Here is a 24,585-nt window from a genome sequence, read left to right as displayed (position 1 = left end):
ACGGATGGTTGCCATTCCTGCCGAAATTGCAACCCCGTCCACAGGATTATTGTTTTTTCCCGCCGCCGATACGGGCAAGATCCCCAATAAAATCACTGATCCCCGGGCGTTTTTCCGCATTGAACGGAAACGGGCGGACCAGATCCATTGCGGAAATGCCGATGCGCGCGGTCATCAGGCCGTTGATGACGCCTTCGCCCAGCCGCGCCGAGAGCTTTGCGGCGAGCCCGTGGCCGACAAGCTGCTGGACGATGCTGTCGCCCATGGCCACGGTGCCGGTGACGGCGAGATGGGCGATCACGTTGCGGGTCAGCTTGAGGAAGCCCAGCGTGCCGGGGCGTCCGCCATAGAGTTCCGACAGGCGGCGGATCAGCCGGGCCGACTCGAAAATCACATAGCCGATATCAACGAGCGCGCGCGGACTGACGGCGGTGACAACCGAAACGCGCTTTGCTGCGGCGAGAATGAGTTCGCGCGCCTGCCGGTCGAGCGGGCGCAGCAATTCGGTTTCCGTCAGGCGGATGAGATCGCGTCCGTCGATCACGTCATCGCGCAGATCGTGCAGCAGGGCACGGCCCTTGGCGGTCGCCGGCATGGTCTCGGCGATGGTAACCAGCCGCGCGACGGCGGTCCTGGCCTGCCGTGCGTCATTGTCGGCCGCCGCCTTGGCCGCCTCATCGCGCAGGGATTGCACGGACGACAGACGGCGCAGGGCAAGGGTTTCGCGGATGACGATGGCCAGAAGCGAGAGAGCGGCGACGATGCCGACGGCAAGCGCCGCCCAGCCAAGCCAGGGCGCACGCTCGAACAGGGTGCGGATGAGATTGTCGGCCCATAGCCCGACGGCGAGCGATACCAATACGCCGAGGGAGCCGGTCAGCACGGATGCAAAGGAGAAACGTTTCTTGCGCGGCAGCGCTGGTGGCGGGGTCAAGGCATCCAGTTCATCTGCCGTTGCGGCATCGAGGTCGAACACATCAACGGGTGCCGGTGTGATCACCGCGATATCCCTGATTGCGGTCGGCCTGCGGGCTTCGGCTGGTTTGTGCGTCGTTTCCGTCCCGGTGCGCGCGGTTGCCTCCGGCGGGGCCATGCGGAAGGCTGCAGGTTTGCGTGGGGTGCTGTCGGTCATGCGAGGCGATCTCCGATCAGGAACTGAAGCGCGCGATCAAGCCGGATATGTGGCAGCGACAGTGTAAACCCTTCTGCGGTCTTTTCGAGTACCGGCGGACGGAAACGGACGAAGCGAATGGCCGGATCTTCAGAAGCCGATTCCGGTCCTTCGAAAATTGAATCCGGTCTTTCCGGTAAGTCACCGGGAAATATGGCTGTTTCCGTCTTGCCGTCGAAGTGTTCGCCGTCGATCGTTTCGCCCTTCAGCGGCGTTCCGACGATGACGGGGAGGATTTCCTTGCCCTGGGTGACGGTTGCCTCGCGCGTAGTGCGCACCGCCGCCATGGCCAGCACGTCGACATTCGCGCCGGAAAAGTCGGCACGGCCGACGGCCCGGTCCACCAGGCGGCGGACGATGGCCTGCAGCCGGTCATGGCTTTCATGGTGCAGATGATCGGCCTTGGTTGCGGCAATGAGAATGCGGCCGATGCGCCGCTGGACAAGCCCGGTGAGGAAATTGGTGCTGCCGGGACGAAAGCAGGAGAGGATTTCCGTCAGGGCGCGCTCGAGATCGGCAATGGCGGACGATCCCGCATTCATCGCCTGCATGGCATCGACCAGCACGATCTGCCGGTCGAGCCGGGCAATGTGCTCGCGGAAAAACGGTTTGACCACATGGGTCTTGTACGCCTCGTAGCGGCGCTCCATCATGGCGGCCAGCGAGCCGGGGCGGAATTTGCCGGATTTGAGATTGGGCAGGGGTGCGAAGGTGAGGGCGGGTGAGCCGTCAAGATCGCCGGGCATCAGAAAACGGCCGGGCGGCAGTGTCGAGAGCGCCCGTTCGTCCGCCTTTCCCGCTTTGAGGTAGCCGGTGAAACTGCGAGCAAGTCGCTGCGCCGTTACTTCGTCGGCCTGCGCATCGGCATCGATGGCATCGGCCACGGCAAGCCACTCGCTTGCCAGCTCGCGGCGGCTTTCAAGGCGCGCCAGATCGAAGGAGTCGCTGGAGAATTCGGCAAAGGACTTGTTGAGGAGCGGCAGGTCGAGCAGCCATTCGCCGGGATAGTCGACAATATCGAGGGAAAGCTTGCCGCCGGAAAACATGCGGTTCCACATCGACGCGGATTCGTATTCGATGGTCAGTCGCAGCTCCGAAATGGCTCGGGTGGAATCCGGCCAGACACGGTCCTCGATGAGCGCCTTGAGGTGGTCCTCATACTGGAAGCGCGGCACGGCGTCGTCCGGTTGCTCCTCCAGATAGGCCTTGGCGATCCTGCCGGATTTCTGCGCTTCGAACATCGGCAGCCTGCCGCCGTGGATGAGATTGTGCACCAGCGCAGTGATGAAAACGGTCTTGCCCGCCCGGGAAAGGCCGGTCACACCAAGCCGGAGCGAGGGCGAAACCAGCCCCGCGGTCCGGTCCGCCAGGGTATCAAGGGCGATCTTTGCCTCGTCGGTCAGTGTTGTCAGTGTTCCCAAGTCAATCGTCCTGCACTTTCGCCCGTTCTCGGCCCGGATATAGGGGTGACACGTCTAATGACAAGACGTTGGCTTTTTTCAGAGGTGCTCGGAAGGCGACAGGAACGTGCTCAGCGTCCCGGTTCCATGGCGGATTTCCGCCAGGGGAACGGCAAAATCAATGACGGCGAGCCCCGCCGTGGGAAAACCGGCTGCGAAGGTGGGGTGAGCGGGCGGATCGCCGCGCCCGGCAAGGGCAATGGCCACATCCTCCATCATCGGATTATGGCCGACCAGCATGACGGAATGGGCATTTTCATACTCAAGCCCCGCCATGCGGATGGCTGTCAGATAGTTGTCGGCGCTGCCGGAATAGAGTTTTTCCAGGTCTTCCAGAATGAAGGGCGGTTGCAGGGCGATATGCTCGAGTGTCTGCCTCGCCCGAACGGCGGTCGAGCAGAGGACAATGTCCGGCCGCAGCCCGAACCGTTTCATCTCTTCGCCGAGAACGGTTGCCGATTGAATCCCGACAGAATCCAAAGTCCGGTCAAAGTCTTTTTGCCCGGGAGATGGCCAGACTGCTTTGGCATGGCGGAGTAAATAGACCTGGCTCATCTCTAAACTCCACAGTGTTTTGGTTCTTTTAGGACACAATGAATGGATAAACCTCTGCGGCAAATGACGCAATTCTCAAATAATTGTGCAAAACCGGCCTGTCCTATTTATGGGCGGTCTGCATTTCTGCGAGGCAATGGTTAAACAGTGCCAGCGGATACAGGCGGCCAAAACCGGGATTTTGCCGTATTTTCGGCTGGAATATCGCATTTTATGTCGAGATGGCCCGTATTTGGCGGATTGTTTGCCGATTATTTAAGCAAAACCGCCTTGTTCGAATCCCTTAACAGCCTGTCGTTTTGCAGTTGTGCGGCTTTGTGACACGACCTATATAGGCCTCCTCGCGTCTCATAGGTGCAGGGTGATTCAAAGATGAATAAACTTATCGATCTTGACTATAAGCCCACGGATGACGAGCCTTTCATGAGTGATCGGCAGAAATCCTATTTTCGTGAAAAACTAATCAACTGGAAGAACGACATTCTGCGGGAGGCGCGTGAAACGCTTGAGATCCTGCAGCAGGAAAATGCGAACCTGCCAGATATCGCTGATCGTGCATCGTCCGAAACGGACCGTGCGATCGAGTTGCGGGCGCGTGACCGGCAGCGCAAACTGATCTCAAAGATCGATGCAGCCTTGCAGCGCATTGATGACGGAACATACGGGTTTTGCGAGGAGACCGGTGATCCGATCAGCTTGAAGCGTCTGGATGCACGGCCGATAGCTACACTTTCCATCGAGGCGCAGGAACGTCACGAACGACGCGAGAAAGTCTACCGCGACGATTGATGCGACCTTGATGAAACCAATAAAAAAGCCCGGATCGTTCCGGGCTTTTTTATTGGAGAAGTCTCTCTGAAGACTAACGCTTTTCCGGCCTGGACAGATCACCGAGCAGGCGCTCCATTTCATCCTCGATACTGCCGGTCTCCTTGCGCACTTCCTCATCGGGCGTGATGTGGAGCTCGCCTTCGAGATCCGACTCGAACGCATCGCCGAAATCAAGGTCCGCCAGATTGATGTCCGGTTCTTTCGCCTTGGCCGGCCCGAGAATTTCCAGCGACGATTCTTCGTGGATGGACCTTACGCCTTCACTCTGCACGGCGAACGGGAACGCCGCCGCCGTGGTGGTTCTGGTTTCCACAGGCGTCTTGGTTTCCGGATGTGTCTCATCAAAATGCGGCAGGGCATCGATGTGCGGTTCACTGCGCTGGCTTGCCCCAAAGGACGGCGAGGCCGTCCGCTGCCAGCCATTGTCCCTATGCGGCGCCTCGATATGGGGTGTCCCAGCAGGCTGCTGCACCGCGGCGGGTGGCGATACGGCATCGGGCGCACTGGTGATCGGAGGAATGGGCGCCATGGGTGGAACGGGCGGCAGCGGCGTTGCTGCCGTGATGGGGCGCTGTGGTTCGGGCTGCACCGTTTCGCGTTGCGGAGCCGCCGCTTGAACCGGAGCGGCCGGACGAACCGGCGCGGGCGGTGCTGCCGGGTGCACCGGCGCCGCGGGCCGGCTGACCGGCGGGACGGGCGGGGAAACGCGCGCCGGAGCCACGGGCTGCGGGCGGGGTGCCTCAACCGGCCGCGCCTCGGCTTTCGGCTCGGCATCCGCCGGAGCGATGGTGGCCGCAGGTTCGACGCGGGACTGCGGCTTGGCAAACTGACGGATATTCTGCTCGATCACCAAATCGCTGGGGCCGCCGATCAGGATCAGGTGTTCCACGTCGTCGCGGCGCACCAGAACCAGGCGGCGTCGGTTATCGACAGCAGCGGCATCGGTCACCGACAGGCGGACCTGACGGTTGCGCCCGCCGGCGACGAAGGTTCCGCCGGTGACGCGCCGCAAAACGGCAAAGACGAGCAGCAGAAGAACAATGACCAGTGCGAAAAGAAGGATGAACCCGACAATCGGGGCAGCGGTTTCGCCGACGACAGCGACCAGCCAATTATGCATGACGAACTCTCCTTTACATTCTCCGGACCAAAACGCACGTCCCCCGACATGGAACCCGGAGCAATAATCTGTGTGACACTAGTGCGAGCCTTTGCCTGCTGCAACCCTGACGCATCGTCTGGCCTGTGGCTATCGGCTGGTCCTGCCGATCTTGTGCCGCAATTGCCGTGCGAAACCGTGGAATAATGGCTGGTTCTGCACGCTTGGGGTTTATACGGCATCAAAGATATGATCCAAACGATTCGGAACCAGCATTGGTCATACGGACCTCAGCCGGTTCAAAATATTGTGGCCTGCCCGGGCAGCTTCCGCGATGAAAAGAAGGGGTTTGAGACGGATGTCTCAAGAGACGAACAACGATCTTTATCCAGAACCGATCATTGCCAATACAAAGTCGATCAAGGCGGCCTTGCGTCTTGTCATTCTCGGCATTGTGCTGGTTGGCGTTTCCATCCTTTATTTCATCTACCGCGACCAGCTGGGGCAGCAGTTTCTGCTGGGACTGCTCGGCACGCTGGCCATGACCGGCGTGTTCTATCTCTTCGGTTCGGCCATCAATGTCATTCAGTTCACACCGCGCGGCACCAGCGATGAACTGACGCGCGCCTTTGTCGATACGTTTCCCGAGGGCACGGTTGTCACCGATCAGAAGGGCCGTATCGTCTACGCCAACCGTGCCTATGCCCAGTTGACGGGCGTGACCAATTCCAGCGATGTCCGGGCGATAGAGCACATACTTTCCAGTGAAAGCGCCGCTTCCGATCCAATCTACCGGCTGGCCAATGCGGTGCGGGACGGTATTTCCGGCCAGGAGGAGCTGCGCCTGTCGCGGCCGCTCGACCCCGCGCGCGCGCCGATACCGACCTGGTATCGCGTCAAGGCCCGTGCCGTTGCGGGTATTCCCGGTCAGACAGCGCCGGTTTTTGCATGGCAGATTGCCGATATCTCCGCCGAGCGCGCCGAGCAGGAGCGCTATTTCCAGGATATTCAGGAGGCCATCGATCACCTCGACCATGCCCCGGCGGGCTTTTTCTCCGCCGACCCTGACGGGCGCATCACCTATATCAATGCGACATTGGCCGAATGGCTCGGGATTGACCTGACCAAGTTCACGCCGGGTTCCATGACGGTCCGCGATGTCGTCGCGGGCAACGGCATGGCGCTGATCAATGCGGTGAAGACGGAACCGGGTACCAGCCGCAACACGGTGATCGATCTCGATCTGGCCAAGGCGAACGGCCAGAGCCTCGCCGTGCGCTTCTATCACCGTGTGCAGGCGCAGCGCGACGGCAAGCGCGGCCCGACCCGGACAATCGTGCTCAACCGCGCCGAAGGCGAGGACAATTCCGCCGCCCTGCGCGCCGCCGAAGTACGGTTCACCCGCTTTTTCAACTCGGCGTCCATGGCGATTGCCGCCGTCGATGCTTCAGGCAAGATCCTGCGCACCAATGCGCGGTTCCTCGGCCTGTTCTCGCCCGTGGTGGACCGCGATGCCATCGACCGGCGCACGCCACTGGAAACCGTCGTGCATGAGCGCGACAGAGAAGCTTTCGACCGGGCGCTGGCCGCTGCCTTTGCCGGCAAGGCGGAGATTTCGCCGGTGGATACGGTCATTCCCGGGCATGAGGAGCGCCATCTGCGCTTCTATATCAGTCCGGTCTTCGATGCCGGCTCGGAAGAGGGCGCCGAGGAGGCTGCCATCGTTTCCGTCGTGGAAACCACGGAGCAAAAGGCGCTGGAAGCCACCATGGCCCAGAGCCAGAAGATGCAGGCCGTCGGCCAGCTCGCGGGCGGTATCGCCCACGACTTCAACAATGTGCTGACGGCAATCATCATGTCGTCAGATCTGTTGCTGACCAATCACCGCGCTTCCGATCCCTCCTTTGCCGACATCATGAACATCAAGCAGAACGCCAATCGCGCAGCATCGCTGGTGCGGCAGCTCCTGGCATTCTCGCGGCGCCAGACCCTGCGTCCGGAAGTGCTTGATCTCACCGATGTCATCGCCGATGTGCGCATGCTGCTGACGCGGCTTGCGGGAACGCAGGTCAACCTCAAGATCGAGCATGGCCGCGACCTGTGGCCGGTGCGCGCCGATCTCGGCCAGTTCGAGCAGGTGGTGGTCAATCTGACCGTCAATGCGCGCGATGCCATGCCGGAAGGCGGCGATCTGACCATCCGCACCCGCAATATCGGCGAGAGTGAAAGCGCGGCGCTGAACTACCGCGATCTCCTGCCAGGCGACTATGTCCTGGTCGAGGTGCAGGACAGCGGCACCGGCATGCCGCCCGAGGTCATCGAGAAGATTTTCGAACCGTTCTTCACCACCAAGGAAGTCGGCAAGGGCACCGGTCTCGGGCTTTCCATGGTCTACGGCATCATCAAGCAGACCGGCGGTTCGATCCATTGCGAATCCGAACTTGGCAAGGGCACCACATTCCGCATCTTCCTGCCGCGCCATGTGGAGGCTCCGGTCCTCAACGCGGCAGGTGAAGTGATTGCGGTTGAAGCGCCGAAGAAGGAAAAGAAGGTCGAGAAGGCCACCGATCTTTCCGGCTCCGCAACGGTTCTCCTCGTCGAGGACGAGGACGCGGTGCGCATGGGCGGTGTCCGGGCACTGCAATCGCGCGGCTATACGGTACACGAGGCGTCCAGCGGTGTCGAAGCGCTTGAAGTGATGAAGGAACTGGGCGGCAAGGTCGATATCGTCGTGTCCGACGTGGTGATGCCGGAGATGGATGGCCCGACGCTGCTGCGCGAACTGCGCAAGGAGTACGGGGATATCAAGTTCATCTTCGTTTCCGGTTATGCGGAAGACGCCTTTGCCCGCAACCTGCCGGAAGATGCCAAATTCGGCTTCCTGCCAAAACCCTTCTCGCTGAAGCAGCTGGCGACGTCGGTCAAGGAAATGCTGGAAAGCGAATAGAGGACGCACTTGATACTTCGAGCGTTTTCGAAGCATCCTTGCCGTGGATAGGCCAGTATCGGCCCGGAAGCAGCCACGGAAGAATGCCATGTCGAACACCGCCAGATTTGCCGAAATCGCCGCGCTGGCCGGAGATCCCGGCCGCGCCAGCATGCTCACGGGCCTGATGGATGGACGCGCGCTGACCGCGGGCGAACTGGCGCAGCTTGCCGGGATTACGGCCCAGACGGCCAGCAGCCATCTGATGCGCATGACGGAGGCCGGGCTTCTGCAGGTGGAAAAGCAGGGCAGGCACCGCTATCACCGGCTGGCATCACCAGCGGTTGCGCAAATGATCGAAAGCATCATGCAGATTGCAACACCCGGCACGCCCAGCAAGACCGTGCGCACCGGGCCGCGCGATGCGGCCTTGCGCGCGGGGCGCACCTGCTATGACCATCTGGCGGGGAAACTGGGTGTGTCAATTGCCGACGCGCTGGTCGGGGCCGGGCATCTGGAACTCGGGTTTGATGCGGGTGAACTGACGGATAGCGGCCTGTCGCTTTTCGACAGGCTGGGCATGGATATCGGTGCGATCCATCAGAAGAAGGGGCGCATCCTGTGCCGTCCCTGTCTCGACTGGAGCGAGCGACGCCCGCATCTGGCCGGTGCCATCGGTGCCGCATTGTGCAGTCACTGCTTCGATAAGGGGTGGATCCGGCGCGCCGACGGCACGCGCGCCGTATCCGTGACGCCGAACGGCCAACGGCATCTGCGTGAAGCCCTCGGCGTCAACCTGATGTAGATCGGGATTAAGAGGTGCGTGGTTCGACAAGCTCACCATGAGGGAAGTGGTTTGGCTGCAAGGCTACTAGGAAACATTGCAGGATTAGCTCCCTGCAACCTACTCCATCCCTCATGGTGAGCTTGTCGAACCACGCGCCCATATGGCAGGGCAGCCTTCGATGTGCTGCCCTTAACGCTGTTTAGACGTGTTTGGTGATCCCGCCATCCACGCGAATGTTCTGCCCCGTGATGTAGCCCGCATCGTCCGACAGCAGGAACGCGGTTGTCTTGGCGATCTCGTTCATGGTGCCGACGCGTTTCATCGGGATGCCGCTCTCGGTGCCCGGCTTGTGATCGAGGCTGTCGATAAAGCCGGGAAGCAACGCATTCATGCGGATATTGTCGGCGGCGTAGCGATCCGCGTAGAGTTTTGTATAGGCGCCGACGGCGGCGCGATAGGCGCAGGACACCGGGAAGACGAGGCTTGGCTCGAAAGCGGCAAAGGTGGTGATGTTCACCCAGGCGCCTTTGCCCTGCTTGAGCATATAGGGTGTGACGAGCCGCGCCATGCGCACGACGCTCAGCACCATCAGATCATTGCCAAGCGCCCATTTCTCGTCGGTGATGTCGATGAGGTCACCCTTCGGCGGATGGCCCGTATGGTTGACCACGGCGTCGATGCGCCCATAGGCTTCCGCTGTCTTGGCGACGAGCGTTTCCAGATCCTTGGCTTCTCCAGCCGAACCCTTGATGCCGATTGCACCCAATTCCGCTGCCAGCTCGATGGCGCTGCCGGACGGCGACATCAGGCCGAGCCGGTAGCCTCTGGCGTGCAGCTCGCGCGCTATGCCTGCGCCCATGCCGCGTCCGCCGCCGGTGATGATTGCTACGGGTGATTGTGAGGTCTCAGTCATGCGAAATCCTGTCGGTGTCGTTTGGGTGCGGCGGAGCATGTTGGAATAAGACCGGCGGCGCAAACGAATTCCGCCCGGCATATTCGTCAAAATTTTTGAACCGGGATCAGGTTTTGAATCAGAAACTCTCTTGAAATCACTGATATTGTGGTGAAAGATGGCGGTATGATCCGTCGTTCGAATATCATGATGCTTGGTACCGCACTCCTTTTCAGGGGTGGTGGAGGGCTGTTGCGCTGACGTCGACGCGATCTTTCACCAGACCCTGCCACGAGGCGAGCAGGGTCTGACCTTCGCTCTCCTCGAACAAACGGAGAGCAAGATGCAAGACCAACCTTTATCACCACCCCACGATAGCGCATTCTCGATCCGGGCGGCGCGTGCCGCCGATTTTGAACAGATCAACACATTGACCAATTTACCCGGTTTTCGTGCCGGTACTTTACGCCTGCCCTTTCAAAGTGCGGAGCAGACCCGCAAATGGCTCGAAAGTCTGGGCGCGGGGACGACAAGCATCGTTGCCGAGATCGATCAACAGATCGTTGGCCACGCGGGCCTGCATCGCTCCGATGGCAGGCGGGCCCATACGGCGCATCTCGGGCTCGGCGTGCACGACGATTTCACCGGGCACGGCATCGGCAAGGCGCTGCTGCTTGCCCTGATCGATGCGGCGGACAACTGGCTCAACATCCGGCGCCTGGAATTGACGGTCCATGCCGACAATGTCAAAGCCATCGGTCTCTACGAAAAATGCGGCTTCGAGCGGGAAGGCGTGCACCGGGATTATGCCTTCAAGAACGGGCGATTTGTCGATGCCCTGGCCATGGCGCGGCTACGGCTGATTTAGCCGTTTGCTTTCCATATTTTGCCGTATTCGATGCTATATTTCGCAACATTTCCAACGGGGACCTGATTCCATGATCAAGAAGTTTGCCATCGGCTGCCTTGCCGCGACGTTTTTGGCCGGTTGCACCACCACCGATCCCTATACCGGCGAGCAAAAAATATCGAATACGGCCGGTGGTGCGGCAATCGGCGCAGCGGTTGGTGCGCTGGGTGGTCTCGCCGTTGGCGGCGGTGGCAAATCCGGCCGCAACGCGGCGCTGATCGGTGCCGGTATCGGCGCGCTGGCCGGCGGTGCCGTCGGCAATTACATGGACCGCCAGGAATCGGAGCTTCGGGCCCAGCTGCAGGGCACGGGCGTATCGGTGACCCGTAACGGCGACCAGATCATCCTGAACATGCCGTCGAACATCACGTTTGCTACCGACCAGGATGCGGTGAAGCCGCAGTTCTTTGCAACGCTGAATTCGGTTGCAGTGGTGCTGCGCAAGTTCGACCGGAGCATCATCGATGTCTATGGCCATACGGACAATGTCGGCGGCCAGCAGTACAACCAGCTTCTGTCCGAGCGCCGCGCGCTGTCTGTTTCGAACTACCTGACCCAGCAGGGCATCGACAACCGGCGTTTCTCCGTTCGCGGCTTCGGCATGGACCGGCCGATTGCTTCCAACAATTCGGAAGCCGGCCGGTCGCAGAATCGCCGCGTCGAACTGCAGATTTCGCCGCTTACCTGACCAGTGTCAGGGCGACAGCAATGCGCGCTGCAAGGCGTGCATTGTTTTCCACCAGGGCGATATTCGCCTTCAGGCTTTCGCCCTTGGTGATGTCGAGAATTTCCGAAAGAAGATATGGCGTTACGGCCTTGCCCGTGATGCCATTTTTTGTGGCGCGCGACAGGGCTTCACGGATATATCCGCCCATGATGTCGGCCGGAATTTCGCTTTCCAGCGGAATAGGGTTGGCGATCAGCATGCCGCCGTTGACGCCGATGGCGCTGCGCGTTGCCTGGAACCTGGCGATGGCTTCCGGCGTGTCGAGACGCAAGGGGGCCTTGAGATGCGACTGGCGCGACCAGAAGGCCGGCAGAACATCCGCTCCATGCACCACAACGGGTACGCCTTTGGTTTCAAGCACTTCCAGCGTCTTTTCAATATCCAGAATCGCCTTGGCGCCCGCCGAGACGACGATCACCGGGGTGCGGCCCAATTCTTCCAGATCGGCCGATATGTCGAAACTGGTCTCCGCGCCCATATGCACACCGCCGATGCCGCCCGTGGCAAACACCTTGATGCCGGCCATGTGTGCGGCCAGCATGGTGGCGGCAACGGTGGTGCCGCCGGTGCGGCCTTCCGACAGCGCAAACGCCAGATCGGCACGCGACAGCTTCATGGCGCCCTTGACCTGCGCCAATGCCTCGCGTTCCTCGGCCGAAATGCCGATCTTCAGGCGGCCATCGATGATGGCGATGGTCGCCGGGACTGCGCCACCATCGCGGATGATCGTCTCGACATCGGCGGCCATGCGGCTGTTGTCCGGGTAGGGCATGCCGTGGGTGATGATCGTGCTTTCCAGCGCCACCACCGGCTGCCCGGCGGCAAGTGCTTTCTGCACCTCCGGTGCAATGTCGGTGAACGGGTTGAGAGCTGTTGTGGTCATGGTTCTTTCCTTTGTCGTATCAGGCCGTTGGCTCATGCGAGCGGGATGGCCTCCGGTATGGTCGCGAGGGCCGCGTCGAAAATCCTGGATGTGAAGATCGGCGTTGCCGAATGGGTTTGCAGTGTCAGCGCCGAGGCGGCAAAGCCTTCGCGCACGGCGTCCTCCAGGGGAAGGCCGCGCATCAGCGCCGATATGGTGCCGCCGGCCAGCGCATCACCCGCGCCGGTCACGTCGGCAATACCGGTCAGCGCTGGCGGAAGAAGGGAGAATGCACCGCCGCTGGAATAGACCAGCGCAGCCTGCCCGCCATTGCTGACAACGGCAGTGTGCAGACCCTCTGCCGTCAGGGCGCGGTGCAGATCGGGCAGGCTGGCATCGGCGCCCAGTCCCGTCAGCGCAAAGGCTTCACGCCGGTTGAGGAACAGGCAGGCGAGATCGCCGAGAACCGGCCGCAACCGCACCGCCTTGGCCGGGGAAATCGCCAGCGCATAGAGCGGTTTGCCGCCGGCAAGCTCGGCCAGTTTCTGCAACGCTTCCGACGGCAGATTGGCATCGCCGAAACCCGCATCGGCAGCATCGAGGGAATCGCGCCCCTTGCGCCGCCGCAACTGCCGGGGCAGGGCGAGTTCATACAGCGCCATGTCGGCAATGGCCGCCACCACATCGCCCTGTTCATCGAGGATCGCCGTATAGCTCGGGGTCGCCCGGTCGATGAACACGGCGGAACTGTCCTTGATTCCGGCGGCCTCAAAGGCGGCGCCGATGACATCGCCAACCCGGTCGCCGCCGCGCACCGACAGCATTTCAGCCCGCACACCGCGCCGCACGGCAAGGCGCAAAGCATTGAACACGCCGCCGCCAGGCTCTTCGCGCATGATGCCGGGGTTGGACGCGCCGGGAATGAAGGGAACGCTGCTCTGGCCGCGCCGGTCCATATGGGCGCCGCCGACAGCAAACAGCAGCGGTGTGTAATCCTGAGTCATGGTTGGTGGCTTTTGCTGAACAAAATGATCGGTTGCAAGACACTTGGTCCTTTCCTTCTCTAGATGGCCTGCTGCCCCGACGCAATCGCCGCAACGATTCGAATTTGCCGGCCGCGGTTTTCCCGTCCATGCTGCCCGAACACGAGGAACATGTGGACAAGCGCAGGCAGCCAACTTTCGGAACATTTTAAGAACATTTTTGTGTTATTATTGTTTTTCAATGGCTTGTACATATTGCCAAATGAGAACAAAACAGATACAAATATCTTCAAAGGCCGGAGCATCCGGGCTTCATGGATAGCACAGGGGTAGTGTAACATGGCTCAAAATTCTTTGCGGTTAGTTGAGGGTAATTCGGTGGATAAAACGAAAGCGCTGGATGCGGCATTGTCACAGATCGAGAGAGCCTTTGGTAAGGGTTCGATCATGCGGCTTGGACGCAATGAGCAGGTTGTGGAAATTGAGACGGTTTCGACCGGGTCGCTTTCCCTGGATATAGCCCTTGGCGTCGGCGGTCTGCCGAAAGGCCGCATTGTCGAGATTTATGGGCCGGAAAGCTCGGGTAAGACAACCCTGGCGCTGCATACGATTGCGGAAGCCCAGAAGAAGGGCGGCATCTGCGCCTTTGTCGACGCGGAACATGCGCTGGACCCGGTCTATGCCCGCAAGCTGGGCGTGGATCTGGAGAATCTTCTGATCTCGCAGCCTGATACGGGCGAGCAGGCGCTGGAGATCACCGATACGCTGGTGCGTTCCGGTGCGATCGATGTTCTGGTGGTCGATTCCGTTGCCGCCTTGACCCCGCGTGCGGAAATCGAAGGCGAGATGGGCGATTCTCTCCCCGGCCTGCAGGCCCGCCTGATGAGCCAGGCGCTGCGCAAGCTGACCGCATCCATTTCCCGCTCCAATTGCATGGTTATCTTCATCAACCAGATCCGCATGAAGATCGGCGTGATGTTCGGTTCGCCTGAAACCACGACGGGCGGCAATGCGCTGAAATTCTATGCTTCAGTGCGTCTCGATATCCGCCGCATCGGTGCGCTGAAGGAACGTGATGAGGTGGTCGGCAACCAGACCCGCGTCAAGGTGGTCAAGAACAAGCTTGCGCCCCCCTTCAAGCAGGTCGAATTCGACATCATGTATGGCGAAGGTGTTTCCAAGACGGGCGAACTGGTCGATCTCGGCGTCAAGGCGGGTATCGTTGAAAAATCCGGTTCGTGGTTCTCCTACAATTCCCAGCGTCTGGGGCAGGGCCGCGACAACGCAAAGCTCTTCCTCAAGGACAATCCCGAAGTGGCCAATGAGATTGAGCTGGTCCTGCGCCAGAATGCCGGTCTGATTGCCGAGCAGATGCTGGACAAGGGCCCGGACGATGTCGAGGACAATGACGGACCCGAGGCCGCCGAAGGCTGATCTCCCAGGACGGACCGTTCCGGTCCGCAATTCAAACCCGCATCCGGCCGCCGGATGCGGGTTTTTCTTTTAAAATGCTCTCACGCTGTAAGAACGTCCCTCGGGCCGAGGCTGTGCTTCACCGCACGCAGCGCTACCTTCCCACATATTGAGCAGACCTCCCTCATGCTGAGCTTGTCGAAGCACGCACAACCGCTCTGCGTGCTTCGACAAGCTCAGCATGAGGAAGAGTGCACGTATTCGAAGACTGTGCTGTTCATAAGCAAGGCCCATTATCACAGGGATTTTCTGGACAGGCCGCGGTCGCATCGCTACAAGCGTTGCGTTCCGCCCTTTTGTTGCAGAAAGGGGCTATTTCGCTTTGGTTAGAGACAAGTCAGAAGGCAATGCACATGAGTGGCGTCAACGAAATCCGGTCGACATTTCTGAACTATTTCAAGAAGAACGGCCATGAGATCGTGGCGTCGAGCCCGCTTGTGCCGCGCAACGACCCGACGCTGATGTTCACCAATGCCGGCATGGTGCAGTTCAAGAATGTTTTCACCGGTCTGGAGCAGCGGCCTTACAGCCGGGCCACGACATCGCAGAAATGCGTGCGCGCCGGCGGCAAGCACAATGACCTGGACAATGTCGGCTATACCGCCCGCCACCATACTTTCTTTGAAATGCTCGGCAATTTCTCCTTCGGCGATTACTTCAAGGAAGAGGCGATCAGCCTGGCCTGGAACCTTATCACCAAGGAATATGGTCTCGACAGGAACAAGCTGCTCGTCACCGTCTACCACACGGACGATGCGGCTGCCGGATTCTGGAAGAAGATCGCCGGCCTGTCCGATGACCGCATCATCCGCATCGCCACCAGCGACAATTTCTGGGCGATGGGCGATACCGGCCCATGCGGCCCGTGCTCGGAAATTTTCTACGACCATGGCGAAGACATCTGGGGCGGCCCTCCCGGCAGCGCCAACGAGGATGGCGACCGCTTCATCGAGATCTGGAACCTCGTCTTCATGCAGTTTGAGCAGATCACCAAGGAGCAGCGCATTGAATTGCCGCGCCCGTCCATCGATACCGGCATGGGCCTCGAGCGTCTGGCCGCGGTGCTGCAGGGCGAACACGACAATTACGATATCGACCTGTTCCGGGCGCTTATCCGCGCGTCGGAAGATGCGACCGGCATCAAGGCGGAAGGAAAATTCCGCGCCAGCCACCGGGTGATCGCCGATCATCTGCGCTCATCGAGCTTCCTCATTGCCGATGGCGTGCTGCCGTCGAATGAAGGCCGCGGCTATGTGCTGCGCCGCATCATGCGCCGCGCCATGCGCCATGCGCAGCTGCTGGGTGCCAAGGAGCCGCTGATGTGGCGCCTGCTGCCGGCGCTGATCCGTGAGATGGGACAGGCCTATCCGGAACTGATCCGTGCGGAGTCGTTGATTTCCGAAACGCTGAAGCTTGAGGAAACCCGTTTCCGCAAGACGCTGGACCGCGGCCTCGGCCTGCTGAGCGATGCCACGGAAGGTCTTGGCGAAGGCGATCGGCTCGATGGCGAAACCGCGTTCAAGCTCTATGACACCTTCGGTTTCCCGCTGGATCTCACCCAGGATGCGCTGCGCCAGCGCGGTATCGCTGTCGATACCGATGCTTTTGCGGCGGCCATGGAGCGGCAGAAGGCGGAAGCCCGCGCCCATTGGTCCGGTTCCGGCGACGCAGCGACAGAAACGGTCTGGTTTGCGGTGCGCGACAAGGTCGGCGCCACCGAATTCCTCGGCTACGAGACGGAAAAGGCCGAAGGCGTCATCACCGCGCTGGTGCGGGACGGTGCGCAGGTGGACAGCGCTGGGGAAGGCGAGGCCATTGCCCTCGTGGTCAACCAGACGCCGTTCTATGCCGAGTCCGGCGGTCAGCAGGGCGATACCGGCATCATCTCCGGCGACGGCTTCACCGTTGTTGTCACCGACACGCAGAAGAAGAATGACGGCGTGTTCGTGCATCTGGGCAAGGTGCTCAAGGGCACGGTAAAGCTGGATATTCCGGTGGAGATGACGGTCGACAGCGGGCGCCGGACGCGTATCCGCTCCAACCACTCGGCGACGCACCTGCTGCATGAGGCGCTGCGCGAAACCCTTGGCACCCATGTCGCGCAGAAGGGCTCGCTCGTTGCGCCGGATCGCCTGCGTTTCGACTTTTCCCATCCGAAGCCGATTTCGGACAAGGAACTGGCCGTCATCGAAGACCTCGCCAACGAAATCGTCCTGCAGAACGCACCGGTCAGTACCCGCCTGATGGCGGTTGACGATGCCATCGCGGAAGGCGCCATGGCGCTGTTCGGTGAGAAGTATGGCGATGAAGTGCGCGTGGTTTCCATGGGAACCGCGCTGCACGGCGAGAAATCGGGCAAGAGCTATTCGACGGAACTGTGCGGCGGCACGCATGTGCGCGCCACCGGCGATATCGGCCTGATCCGGATTGTCTCGGAAAGCGCCGTGGCGGCGGGTGTGCGCCGCATGGAGGCGTTGACCGGCGAAGCCGCGCGCCGCTACCTCGAAGAACAGGACGACCGGGTCAAGGCGATTGCCGGTGCGTTGAAGTCCACGCCTGCCGACGCGCTGGCGCGCGTGACGGCGCTGTTGGATGAGCGCCGCAAGCTGGAACGCGAGCTCACCGAGGCGCGCAAGCAATTGGCGCTTGGCGGCTCCGGCAATGGCGCCGCGCAGTCCGAAACGGTCAATGGTGTCGGCTTCATCGGCAAGGTGGTCACCGGCGTCAATCCGCGTGACCTGAAGCCGCTGGCCGACGATGCCAAGAAGACCGTCGGCTCCGGCATCGTGACGTTCATTGGCGTGTCGGAAGATGGCAAGGCCAGCGCGGTTGTCGGTGTCACCGACGATCTCGTCGGCACGTTCAGCGCCGTCGACCTGGTCAAGATCGCGTCCGCCGCGCTCGGCGGTGCGGGCGGCGGCGGCCGTCCCGACATGGCGCAGGCCGGCGGTCCCGACGGTTCCAAGGCCGAGGCGGCCGTGGCTGCCGTGCGCGACGCGCTCGCCGGCTAACACCAAGCATTGTATTTCCGGCCGCAGCGTGATGCGGCCGGAAATGCCCCCGCTCATACTAATTGCTGAGTGGGCAAGAGATTGATTTTCCGGTATTTTTACCTGATATTTTACGTGCGCAGGCTGATTGGTTTGCGGTGTTTTTTCTGCATCGCAATTTTGTTTCGCATTTTCAAAAACTGTTTTTAGCTATCCATTTCGAGAACTGACGTGAAGACAATACTGGCTCTTCTGCTCGCCGCGATGCTGCTTGTTTCCTGCCAGACCTCGACGGTCGTCAAGGATGTTCATATGCGCAGCGATACGGCCTTCGGGCCGGATGTCCTGGCCTATTTGGATCTGTTCATGTCGCTGAACGCGCAGCCCTACTATTCGACGACGGTGGGATACGGTTTCAAGACGCTTTATACCGGCCAGGGCAAAAGCCACCTCTCCGAGGCCTGGAGCTATGGCCGGCAGATGCGGTTCGAAAAGGGAGTGAGCAGACGGGCGGCCTGTTTCTTTCGGCCTTGCCTGCCCACACGCGAGGAAACCGGCGTGGTGGCCATGGATGAGGCTGATTTTGTTGCCGCCGCCACGAAGGGGCTCGACTTCGAACTGGCGGGCAAGGCCGGGAAAATTGTCGGCAGGATTCCGGCCCATGCCTTCCGCCGGGTATTGGATCTCAAATCGAGCATGAAACTGCCGCCCGCGGCCGCAAACAGGGCGCCACCGGCAAAAGCGCAGGCGCCTGCCGAAGAGGACGCGAATATTGACGACGACTAGTGCCCCGTAAACCTGCGCTTGCGGTATCGCTTGGCGGCAACAAACAGGAGGCGGTTTCGGCGGATGGGCGGCGAGGGACGGGGGAATAAGGAGACCGGTTGATCAGGATACCGGCGAAAAGACTGCGGGATAGCCGGATGATCGGATGAGGAATCCGGCAAACCGGAGGGCCTGTGAAAACGGCTGCCGCATAGGGAAACCGCAAGGAGAGGGACCTGCCGGGAAAGCTGCGGAGAAAGGGACCGCCCGGAAAGCCTGGCGATCAAAGAAAAGCCCCGGCGAACCGGGGCTTGTGTTGTTCGATGGCGATGCCTGATCAGGCGGCCCCAGATCAGGCGGCCATGGCCTTGCGCAGGTTCTCGTCGATCTTGTCGAGGAAACCCGTGGTGGACAGCCAGGGCTGGTCCGGACCGATCAGCAGCGCCAGATCCTTGGTCATGTAACCGGATTCAACCGTATCGACGCAGACTTTTTCCAGCGTGTTGGCAAAGCGGTCGAGTTCGGTATTGCCGTCGAGCTTGGCGCGGTGGGCAAGGCCACGCGTCCAGGCGAAGATCGAGGCAATGGAGTTGGTCGAGGTTTCTTCGCCCTTCTGGTGCTGGCGGTAGTGGCGTGTCACGGTGCCATGGGCAGCTTCCGCTTCCACCGTCTGGCCATCCGGCGTCATCAGCACGGAGGTCATCAGGCCGAGCGAGCCAAAGCCCTGTGCCACGATGTCGGACTGCACGTCGCCGTCATAGTTCTTGCAGGCCCAGACATAGCCGCCGGACCACTTCAGCGCCGAGGCAACCATGTCATCGATCAGGCGATGCTCATAGGTGATCTTCTTCTCGGCGAACTTGTCCTTGAACTCGGCATCGAACACGTCCTGGAAAATGTCCTTGAAGCGGCCGTCATAGGCCTTGAGGATGGTGTTCTTGGTCGACAGATAGCAGGGGACGCCGCGGTTATAGGCATAGTTGAGCGAGGCGCGGGCAAAGTCGCGGATGGAATCATCCAGATTGTACATGGCCATGGCAACGCCGGCGCTTGGCGCATCATAGACGTCGTGTTCGATGGTCTTGCCGTCTTCGCCGACAAACTTGATCGACAGCTTGCCCTTGCCGGGGAACCGGAAATCGGTGGCGCGGTACTGATCGCCGAAGGCATGGCGGCCAACGATGATCGGCTGGGTCCAGCCGGGAACCAGACGGGGAACGTTCTTGGCAATGATCGGTTCGCGGAAGATAACGCCGCCGAGAATGTTGCGGATCGTGCCGTTGGGCGACTTCCACATCTTCTTCAGGCCGAATTCCTCAACGCGCTGCTCGTCCGGGGTGATGGTGGCGCACTTGACGCCGACGCCATACTGCTTGATTGCATTGGCCGCATCGATGGTCACCTGATCGTCGGTCGCATCGCGATGTTCGATGCCCAGATCGTAATATTTCAGGTCGATGTCGAGATAGGGATGGATCAGCTTGTCTTTGATGTACTGCCAGATGATGCGGGTCATCTCGTCGCCGTCAAGTTCGACGACCGGGTTTGCAACCTTGATCTTTGCCATGAATAATCAGCCTCTTTATTACTGGTCTGGGAATGCCAGCATCGGTTTTCATTGAGGGTTCGCGCCCCTATAGCACTCGCAAACCAGAACGCAAAGACTGGCTTTAAGTGTTTAATCGCAATCTTGGCGGAATATGAGCCGGGCATCGGCCCGATGCACGATTGCCCGTTGAAAAAACGCGTTGTATGAGGGCGGCATTCACAATGGATTGATCATGGCAGGTACAGACAGACAGCGCACACTCATTGCCGAAGGGCCGGCGATCATCCTGGTCGAGCCGCAATTGCCGGAGAATATCGGCATGGTGGCGCGGGCCATGGCCAATTTCGGGCTGGCGGAGCTGCGCCTCGTCAAGCCGCGCGAGGAATTTCCCAACGACAAGGCGCGCTCCGCCGCAAGCCGTGCCGACCACATCATCGATGGGGCGAAGGTCTATGACGATCTGCCGTCGGCTATCGAGGATCTGCATTTCGTCTACGCGACGACGGCGCGGGAACGCGATGCCTTCAAGCAGGTGCGCGGACCCGTCGAGGCGGGCCAGACGCTGCGCCAGCGCTTCAACCGGGGCGAGAAAACCGGGATTCTTTTCGGGCGTGAGCGCTTCGGCCTCAATAATGACGAAGTCAGCCTCGCCGATGAGCTGGTGACATTTCCGGTCAACCCGGCATTTTCGTCGCTGAACATCGCACAGGCGGTTTTGCTCATGTCCTATGAGTGGATGAAGTCAGGGTTGGAGAAGGAAACGGACACGGCCTTTCGTGGTCCCGAACTCGAACCCGCGCCGAAGGAACAGCTGCAGGGCTTTTTCAACCATCTGGAAGACGCCTTGCAGGCGCGCGGCTATTTCCGGCCCATGGCCCGCAAGGAAATCATGGTCAACAATCTGCGCGGTGTGCTGACCCGTGCCGGTTTTTCCGACTCGGAACTGAAGCTGTTGCGCGGTGTCGTTGTCTCGCTGGATTATTTCAGCCCGAAGACGCCGCGCGGCTCCGGTGCGCCGGAAGGGCGCAAGCGGGAAAAGCCGGCGGCCAGGAAAACGGCCGTCAAGCCAGCGGGACGCGAGGATATACCCGGCGATGAATGACACAGCGGACCGGCCGATCATTGCGTTTGACAGCGGCATTGGCGGCTTGACCGTCCTGCGCGAGGCGCGGGTGCTCATCCCGGATCGGCGTTTTGTCTATATCGCCGACGATGCCGGTTTCCCCTATGGCGACTGGGACGAAGAGCCGCTGCGCGCCCGCATTCTCGGCCTGTTCGAGGGCTTCATTGCCACATACGATCCGGAGATCGTGATCATCCCCTGCAACACAGCGTCGACGCTGGTGCTGGACGATCTGCGCCGGGCCTTTCCGGCGGTGCCTTTTGTCGGCACTGTTCCCGCCATCAAACCGGCGGCAGAGCGCACCTCGTCCGGCCTCATCACCGTTCTGGCAACGCCGGGCACGGTCAAGCGCGCCTATACGCGCGATCTCATTCAGTCGTTTGCCACGAAATGCCATGTGCGGCTGGTCGGCAGCCAGAACCTGGCGCGCATGGCGGAAGCGCATATACGCGGCGATCATCTCGACGATGCGGCGATAGAGGCGGAAATCGCGCCATGCTTTGTCGAAATGGATGGCAAGCGTACCGATATCGTCGTTCTGGCCTGCACGCATTATCCGTTTCTGGCCAATGTGTTCCGTCGCCTTGCCCCATGGCCGGTGGATTGGCTCGATCCGGCCGAAGCAATTGCGCGCCGCGCCTTGTCGCTGCTCAAGCCGAACGGTGCGGGCAGCGAACCGGAGCATGGCGACGACATCGCCGTGTTCACCTCGGGCAATCCCGATTTTTCCACCCGGCGCCTGATGCAGGGTTTCGGGCTCGCCATGGCTTGATTTTCAGTGAACGGCGGGACCGGAAGCCCCGCCGTCATTGGCTCTAAGCCAATGCCGTTTCTTCCGCCTTCACGGGCTGGCCAAGCTCCTTGCGGATGACCGGAGCAACCCTTGTTCCGAACAGCTCGATGGCCTTCAGCGTGTTCCTGTGCGGCAGGCTGCCGAGATCGATCTGCAGCAGGAAGCGATCATGCTTGAAGTAGCTGTGCTGCAGCATGATCTTGTCGATGACCTCCTGCGGCGAGCCGACCAGAAGGGCACCGCGCGGCGTGCGGCCTGCTTCGAACTGCGCCCGGTTGCTTGGCGGCCAGCCGCGTTCGCGGCCGATCTTGTTCATCACCACCTCATAGGACGGCCAGTAGCCATCCGCTGCAGCCTGTGACGTCTCGGCGACATAGCCATGCGAGTTGATGCTGACCTTCAGCCTCTCCGGCGCATGACCGGCCTTTGCCCCGGCTTCACGGTAGAGATCGACCAGTGGTGCAAAGCGATGCGGTTCGCCGCCGATGATGGCAATGGCGAGCGGCAGGCCGAGTGTGCCCGCGCGGATGACCGAAGCAGGGGTGCCGCCAACGGCAATCCATACGGGCAGCGGATCCTGCAGCGGGCGCGGATAAACGCCGAGATTGCTGATCGGCGCACGCAGATTGCCTTTCCAGGTCACACGTTCGCTGGCACGCAGTTTCAACAGGAGGTCGAGCTTTTCCGTGAACAGCTCGTCGTAGTCGTTGAGGTCATAGCCGAACAGGGGGAAGGACTCGATGAACGAGCCACGCCCCGCCATGATTTCCGCACGGCCCGAAGAGATCAGGTCGAGCGTCGCATATTCCTGGAACACGCGAACCGGGTCTTCCGAGCTCAAGACGGTCACGGCGCTGGTCAGCCGGATATTCTTGGTGCGTGCAGCACCCGCCGCCAGAACCACGGCGGGCGTGGAAATGACGAAATCCGGGCGGTGATGCTCGCCGATCCCGAACACATCGAGGCCAACCTGATCCGCCAGTTCCATCTCTTCCAGCAGGTTCTGCATGCGCTGGTGCGCATCGATGGCAACGCCGCTCGTCGGGTCAGGGCTCATGCCCGCAAATGTATAGATGCCGAGTTCCATGATCTTCACCTTCATGTCTTGTGTTGCTGCTTAGGTAAGCACAGCGCGGTTGCTTGTGAAGAACGCACATTGGGGTTGCCGAGGCACCAAAAGGAAACCGCCCCGGATGGGGCGGTCTGCATAATGTTACGGTGCGTGGTTCGTGCAATCGATATCAGTATCCAACGGTGAAACGCTGCCTGACGTGTTTTGGCGTCCCGGCTTCATCGAGAATGGCGACGGCAAGGTCAGCCACGCTGACGGTGCTGTGGCCTTCGGCGTTGACCACGGGATTGTCCTTGCCAAGCCGGTAGGTGCCGGTGCGTGGGCCAGGCACGAGGGCGAATGGCGGAGAGACAAAGCTCCAGTCCAGACCGTTTTCCGTCTTCAGGTCGTTCAGGGCCTGACGGGCACCGAGGGCGCCTTCACGATATTCGGCAGGAAAATCAGGGCCATCGACAAATTGCTTGCCTTCCTGATTCAACAGGCTGCCTGCGCCGCCGACAACGATCAGGCGCTTGACGCCCGCCTGCTTGGCGGCCTCGGTGATTGCCTTGCTCGCCTTGATATGAATGGCCTGAATATCAGGCTCGCCCCAGCCCGGATTGTAGGCCGAGAGTACGATGTCGTGGCCCTTCAGCTTTTCAGTGAGGTCGGCGACATCGAGCACATCCGCCTTGACGGCCTTGACGCCATCGCGCTTTTCAACCTTGTCGGCATTGCGAACGAGCGCTGTCACGCTATGGCCGCGCGAGACAGCTTCCGGCAGAAGTTCCTTGCCAATGAAGCCGGTGGCGCCGATCAGTGCGATTTTCATTTTGATCTCCTGGGTGCTTGGGTACGGTTTGTTTTCTGGTTACTATTGATAACCATCTATGCTAGAAGTTGCTTCCTGTGAAGAACGCACTTTTTCCGTTTCAGGGAACACGGAAGTAACCAGCCTGGAAACACTGGAGATTTTATCCGATGAGTATACATGCGAAACCCGATGGCGATGTGCCTCTGCTGTCAACCTCGGCTGCGATGGTCGCCGACAGTGCAGGCAGATGCCCGATGCGGGAAGTGCTCGACATCGTCGGCGACAGCTGGAGCCTTCTGGTGATCATCAATCTTCAGGACGGTCCGCGCCGCTTCAATGTGCTGCGCCGCATGGTGGAGGGGATTTCGCAGCGCATGCTGACGGTCACGCTGCGTTCGCTGGAGCGTGACGGTCTGGTATCGCGCACCGTCAAGCCGACATCGCCGCCGGAGGTCACCTATGCGCTGACCCCGATCGGCCATTCGATTGCCGTTCCCATCGGCGCCCTGGGCGACTGGGCGGTGAAGAATCGTGATCATTTGCGGCAAGCCCGCACGGTTTTCGACGAGGCGCAGCAGGGATAGGAGTTCGGATACTCCGCTGCATCAGATGTTGTGCGTGGTTCGACAAGCTTGTCTGTTTGAAGGGATGTATAGTGGCATGGTCCACGTGCCTCTTAACAAGCACGTGGACCGATGGCAGGAGGCCGTTTCGACAGCGGGACATGAAGTCCGATGGTGAGCAAGGCCCTGTCCTTCGATGACACCCGAACAGTTGCCAGGGGCACCGACCCCGTATGACAAGCCAGGGGATTTCATCATGAC

The 24,585-nt window shown here is 60.7% G+C and carries 21 protein-coding genes; 11 read left to right on the top strand and 10 right to left on the bottom strand.

Annotated elements, in window-relative coordinates; genetic code table 11:
• Positions 1-46 precede the first annotated feature (46 nt).
• The 3 genes from RDL77_RS08235 to RDL77_RS08225 form a co-directional block, all read right to left on the bottom strand.
• Positions 47-1,132 carry a YcjF family protein gene (locus RDL77_RS08235; protein ID WP_288192487.1) on the bottom strand — a complete coding sequence of 362 codons (1,086 nt, stop codon included), beginning with the start codon at positions 1,130-1,132 and terminating at the stop codon, positions 47-49.
• Positions 1,129-2,592 carry a YcjX family protein gene (locus RDL77_RS08230; protein WP_288192486.1) on the bottom strand — a complete coding sequence of 488 codons (1,464 nt, stop codon included), beginning with the start codon at positions 2,590-2,592 and terminating at the stop codon, positions 1,129-1,131. The genes RDL77_RS08235 and RDL77_RS08230 overlap by 4 nt, the downstream gene beginning before the upstream one ends.
• Before the next feature lie 78 nt (positions 2,593-2,670).
• Positions 2,671-3,186, bottom strand: a complete 516-nt coding sequence (locus RDL77_RS08225) for a histidine phosphatase family protein (protein ID WP_288192485.1) — start codon at positions 3,184-3,186, stop codon at positions 2,671-2,673.
• Positions 3,187-3,558: 372 nt separating this feature from the next.
• On the opposite strand from RDL77_RS08225, the gene dksA reads away from it, so the two are divergent.
• On the top strand, positions 3,559-3,975 hold the full coding sequence (gene dksA, locus RDL77_RS08220) for an RNA polymerase-binding protein DksA (RefSeq protein WP_091877580.1): 417 nt from the start codon (positions 3,559-3,561) through the stop codon (positions 3,973-3,975).
• A gap of 73 nt (positions 3,976-4,048) precedes the next feature.
• Here dksA and RDL77_RS08215 read toward each other — a convergent pair whose 3' ends face one another.
• Complete coding sequence (locus RDL77_RS08215) at positions 4,049-5,137, bottom strand: flagellar biosynthetic protein FliO (RefSeq protein ID WP_288192484.1); 1,089 nt, start codon at positions 5,135-5,137, stop codon at positions 4,049-4,051.
• 337 nt (positions 5,138-5,474) lie between these two features.
• On the opposite strand from RDL77_RS08215, the gene cckA reads away from it, so the two are divergent.
• Positions 5,475-8,063, top strand: a complete 2,589-nt coding sequence (cckA, locus tag RDL77_RS08210) for a cell cycle histidine kinase CckA (RefSeq protein WP_223612949.1) — start codon at positions 5,475-5,477, stop codon at positions 8,061-8,063.
• A gap of 88 nt (positions 8,064-8,151) precedes the next feature.
• On the top strand, positions 8,152-8,847 hold the full coding sequence (locus RDL77_RS08205; protein ID WP_288192483.1) for a helix-turn-helix transcriptional regulator: 696 nt from the start codon (positions 8,152-8,154) through the stop codon (positions 8,845-8,847).
• A gap of 181 nt (positions 8,848-9,028) precedes the next feature.
• On the opposite strand, the gene RDL77_RS08200 is transcribed toward RDL77_RS08205, so the two are convergent.
• Entirely contained in the window at positions 9,029-9,742 is a 714-nt protein-coding gene (locus RDL77_RS08200; protein WP_288192482.1) for an SDR family oxidoreductase, read from the bottom strand.
• 322 nt (positions 9,743-10,064) lie between these two features.
• On the opposite strand from RDL77_RS08200, the gene RDL77_RS08195 reads away from it, so the two are divergent.
• Together RDL77_RS08195 and RDL77_RS08190 are read left to right on the top strand one after the other, a co-directional pair.
• Positions 10,065-10,589, top strand: a complete 525-nt coding sequence (locus RDL77_RS08195) for a GNAT family N-acetyltransferase (protein ID WP_288192481.1) — start codon at positions 10,065-10,067, stop codon at positions 10,587-10,589.
• A gap of 70 nt (positions 10,590-10,659) precedes the next feature.
• Complete coding sequence (locus tag RDL77_RS08190) at positions 10,660-11,319, top strand: OmpA family protein (protein ID WP_223612953.1); 660 nt, start codon at positions 10,660-10,662, stop codon at positions 11,317-11,319.
• On the opposite strand, the gene RDL77_RS08185 is transcribed toward RDL77_RS08190, so the two are convergent.
• Together RDL77_RS08185 and RDL77_RS08180 are read right to left on the bottom strand one after the other, a co-directional pair.
• Positions 11,312-12,241: a pseudouridine-5'-phosphate glycosidase gene (locus RDL77_RS08185; protein ID WP_223612954.1), complete on the bottom strand. Its 930-nt coding sequence runs from the start codon at positions 12,239-12,241 to the stop codon at positions 11,312-11,314. The genes RDL77_RS08190 and RDL77_RS08185 overlap by 8 nt on opposite strands.
• A gap of 32 nt (positions 12,242-12,273) precedes the next feature.
• Positions 12,274-13,224, bottom strand: a complete 951-nt coding sequence (locus RDL77_RS08180) for a carbohydrate kinase family protein (protein WP_288192480.1) — start codon at positions 13,222-13,224, stop codon at positions 12,274-12,276.
• A gap of 318 nt (positions 13,225-13,542) precedes the next feature.
• On the opposite strand from RDL77_RS08180, the gene recA reads away from it, so the two are divergent.
• The 3 genes from recA to RDL77_RS08165 all read left to right on the top strand — a co-directional run bounded on the left by recA (position 13,543) and on the right by RDL77_RS08165 (position 18,452).
• Positions 13,543-14,637, top strand: coding sequence for a recombinase RecA (recA, locus tag RDL77_RS08175; RefSeq protein ID WP_182549139.1), 1,095 nt, complete (start codon positions 13,543-13,545; stop codon positions 14,635-14,637).
• A gap of 392 nt (positions 14,638-15,029) precedes the next feature.
• Entirely contained in the window at positions 15,030-17,687 is a 2,658-nt protein-coding gene (gene alaS, locus RDL77_RS08170) for an alanine--tRNA ligase (RefSeq protein WP_288192479.1), read from the top strand.
• A 291-nt stretch (positions 17,688-17,978) separates the two neighbouring features.
• The gene (locus tag RDL77_RS08165) at positions 17,979-18,452 is read left to right on the top strand and encodes a hypothetical protein (RefSeq protein WP_288192478.1); all 474 of its coding nucleotides are present in this window, start codon (positions 17,979-17,981) and stop codon (positions 18,450-18,452) included.
• Positions 18,453-18,783: 331 nt separating this feature from the next.
• Here RDL77_RS08165 and RDL77_RS08160 read toward each other — a convergent pair whose 3' ends face one another.
• Complete coding sequence (locus RDL77_RS08160; protein ID WP_223612958.1) at positions 18,784-19,998, bottom strand: NADP-dependent isocitrate dehydrogenase; 1,215 nt, start codon at positions 19,996-19,998, stop codon at positions 18,784-18,786.
• A 214-nt stretch (positions 19,999-20,212) separates the two neighbouring features.
• Between RDL77_RS08160 and RDL77_RS08155 the strand changes: the two genes are divergently transcribed.
• Positions 20,213-21,082, top strand: a complete 870-nt coding sequence (locus RDL77_RS08155) for an RNA methyltransferase (RefSeq protein ID WP_223612959.1) — start codon at positions 20,213-20,215, stop codon at positions 21,080-21,082.
• Complete coding sequence (gene murI / locus RDL77_RS08150; RefSeq protein ID WP_288192477.1) at positions 21,075-21,875, top strand: glutamate racemase; 801 nt, start codon at positions 21,075-21,077, stop codon at positions 21,873-21,875. The genes RDL77_RS08155 and murI overlap by 8 nt, the downstream gene beginning before the upstream one ends.
• Positions 21,876-21,918: 43 nt before the next feature.
• Here the strand turns inward: murI and RDL77_RS08145 are convergent, their stop codons facing one another.
• A complete protein-coding gene (locus RDL77_RS08145) occupies positions 21,919-22,983 on the bottom strand; it encodes an LLM class flavin-dependent oxidoreductase (RefSeq protein WP_288192554.1) in 1,065 nt (354 codons plus the stop codon).
• Positions 22,984-23,137: 154 nt separating this feature from the next.
• Complete coding sequence (locus tag RDL77_RS08140; protein WP_223612961.1) at positions 23,138-23,779, bottom strand: NAD(P)-dependent oxidoreductase; 642 nt, start codon at positions 23,777-23,779, stop codon at positions 23,138-23,140.
• Positions 23,780-23,928: 149 nt separating this feature from the next.
• Between RDL77_RS08140 and RDL77_RS08135 the strand changes: the two genes are divergently transcribed.
• Positions 23,929-24,345 carry a helix-turn-helix domain-containing protein gene (locus RDL77_RS08135; protein ID WP_223612962.1) on the top strand — a complete coding sequence of 139 codons (417 nt, stop codon included), beginning with the start codon at positions 23,929-23,931 and terminating at the stop codon, positions 24,343-24,345.
• The last annotated feature ends 240 nt before the right edge of the window (positions 24,346-24,585 follow it).

Origin of the sequence: uncultured Phyllobacterium sp. (genome assembly GCF_902479695.1) — a bacterium.
Classification (GTDB): Bacteria; Pseudomonadota; Alphaproteobacteria; order Rhizobiales; family Rhizobiaceae; genus Phyllobacterium; species Phyllobacterium calauticae.
This window is presented reverse-complemented; position numbering and strand designations above follow the sequence as displayed.

Coding starts and splice junctions, on each gene's coding strand:
- RDL77_RS08190 (WP_223612953.1), top strand. CDS start 10,660: ATGATCAAGAAGTTTGCCATCGGCTGCCTTGCCGCGACGTTTTTGGCC.
- murI (WP_288192477.1), top strand. CDS start 21,075: ATGAATGACACAGCGGACCGGCCGATCATTGCGTTTGACAGCGGCATT.
- cckA (WP_223612949.1), top strand. CDS start 5,475: ATGTCTCAAGAGACGAACAACGATCTTTATCCAGAACCGATCATTGCC.
- RDL77_RS08140 (WP_223612961.1), bottom strand. CDS start 23,779: ATGAAAATCGCACTGATCGGCGCCACCGGCTTCATTGGCAAGGAACTT.
- recA (WP_182549139.1), top strand. CDS start 13,543: ATGGCTCAAAATTCTTTGCGGTTAGTTGAGGGTAATTCGGTGGATAAA.
- RDL77_RS08225 (WP_288192485.1), bottom strand. CDS start 3,186: ATGAGCCAGGTCTATTTACTCCGCCATGCCAAAGCAGTCTGGCCATCT.
- RDL77_RS08160 (WP_223612958.1), bottom strand. CDS start 19,998: ATGGCAAAGATCAAGGTTGCAAACCCGGTCGTCGAACTTGACGGCGAC.
- RDL77_RS08135 (WP_223612962.1), top strand. CDS start 23,929: ATGAGTATACATGCGAAACCCGATGGCGATGTGCCTCTGCTGTCAACC.
- RDL77_RS08185 (WP_223612954.1), bottom strand. CDS start 12,241: ATGACCACAACAGCTCTCAACCCGTTCACCGACATTGCACCGGAGGTG.
- RDL77_RS08165 (WP_288192478.1), top strand. CDS start 17,979: ATGCGCAGCGATACGGCCTTCGGGCCGGATGTCCTGGCCTATTTGGAT.
- alaS (WP_288192479.1), top strand. CDS start 15,030: ATGAGTGGCGTCAACGAAATCCGGTCGACATTTCTGAACTATTTCAAG.
- RDL77_RS08200 (WP_288192482.1), bottom strand. CDS start 9,742: ATGACTGAGACCTCACAATCACCCGTAGCAATCATCACCGGCGGCGGA.
- RDL77_RS08235 (WP_288192487.1), bottom strand. CDS start 1,132: ATGACCGACAGCACCCCACGCAAACCTGCAGCCTTCCGCATGGCCCCG.
- RDL77_RS08205 (WP_288192483.1), top strand. CDS start 8,152: ATGTCGAACACCGCCAGATTTGCCGAAATCGCCGCGCTGGCCGGAGAT.
- RDL77_RS08155 (WP_223612959.1), top strand. CDS start 20,213: ATGGCAGGTACAGACAGACAGCGCACACTCATTGCCGAAGGGCCGGCG.
- RDL77_RS08180 (WP_288192480.1), bottom strand. CDS start 13,224: ATGACTCAGGATTACACACCGCTGCTGTTTGCTGTCGGCGGCGCCCAT.
- RDL77_RS08195 (WP_288192481.1), top strand. CDS start 10,065: ATGCAAGACCAACCTTTATCACCACCCCACGATAGCGCATTCTCGATC.
- RDL77_RS08145 (WP_288192554.1), bottom strand. CDS start 22,983: ATGGAACTCGGCATCTATACATTTGCGGGCATGAGCCCTGACCCGACG.
- dksA (WP_091877580.1), top strand. CDS start 3,559: ATGAATAAACTTATCGATCTTGACTATAAGCCCACGGATGACGAGCCT.
- RDL77_RS08215 (WP_288192484.1), bottom strand. CDS start 5,137: ATGCATAATTGGCTGGTCGCTGTCGTCGGCGAAACCGCTGCCCCGATT.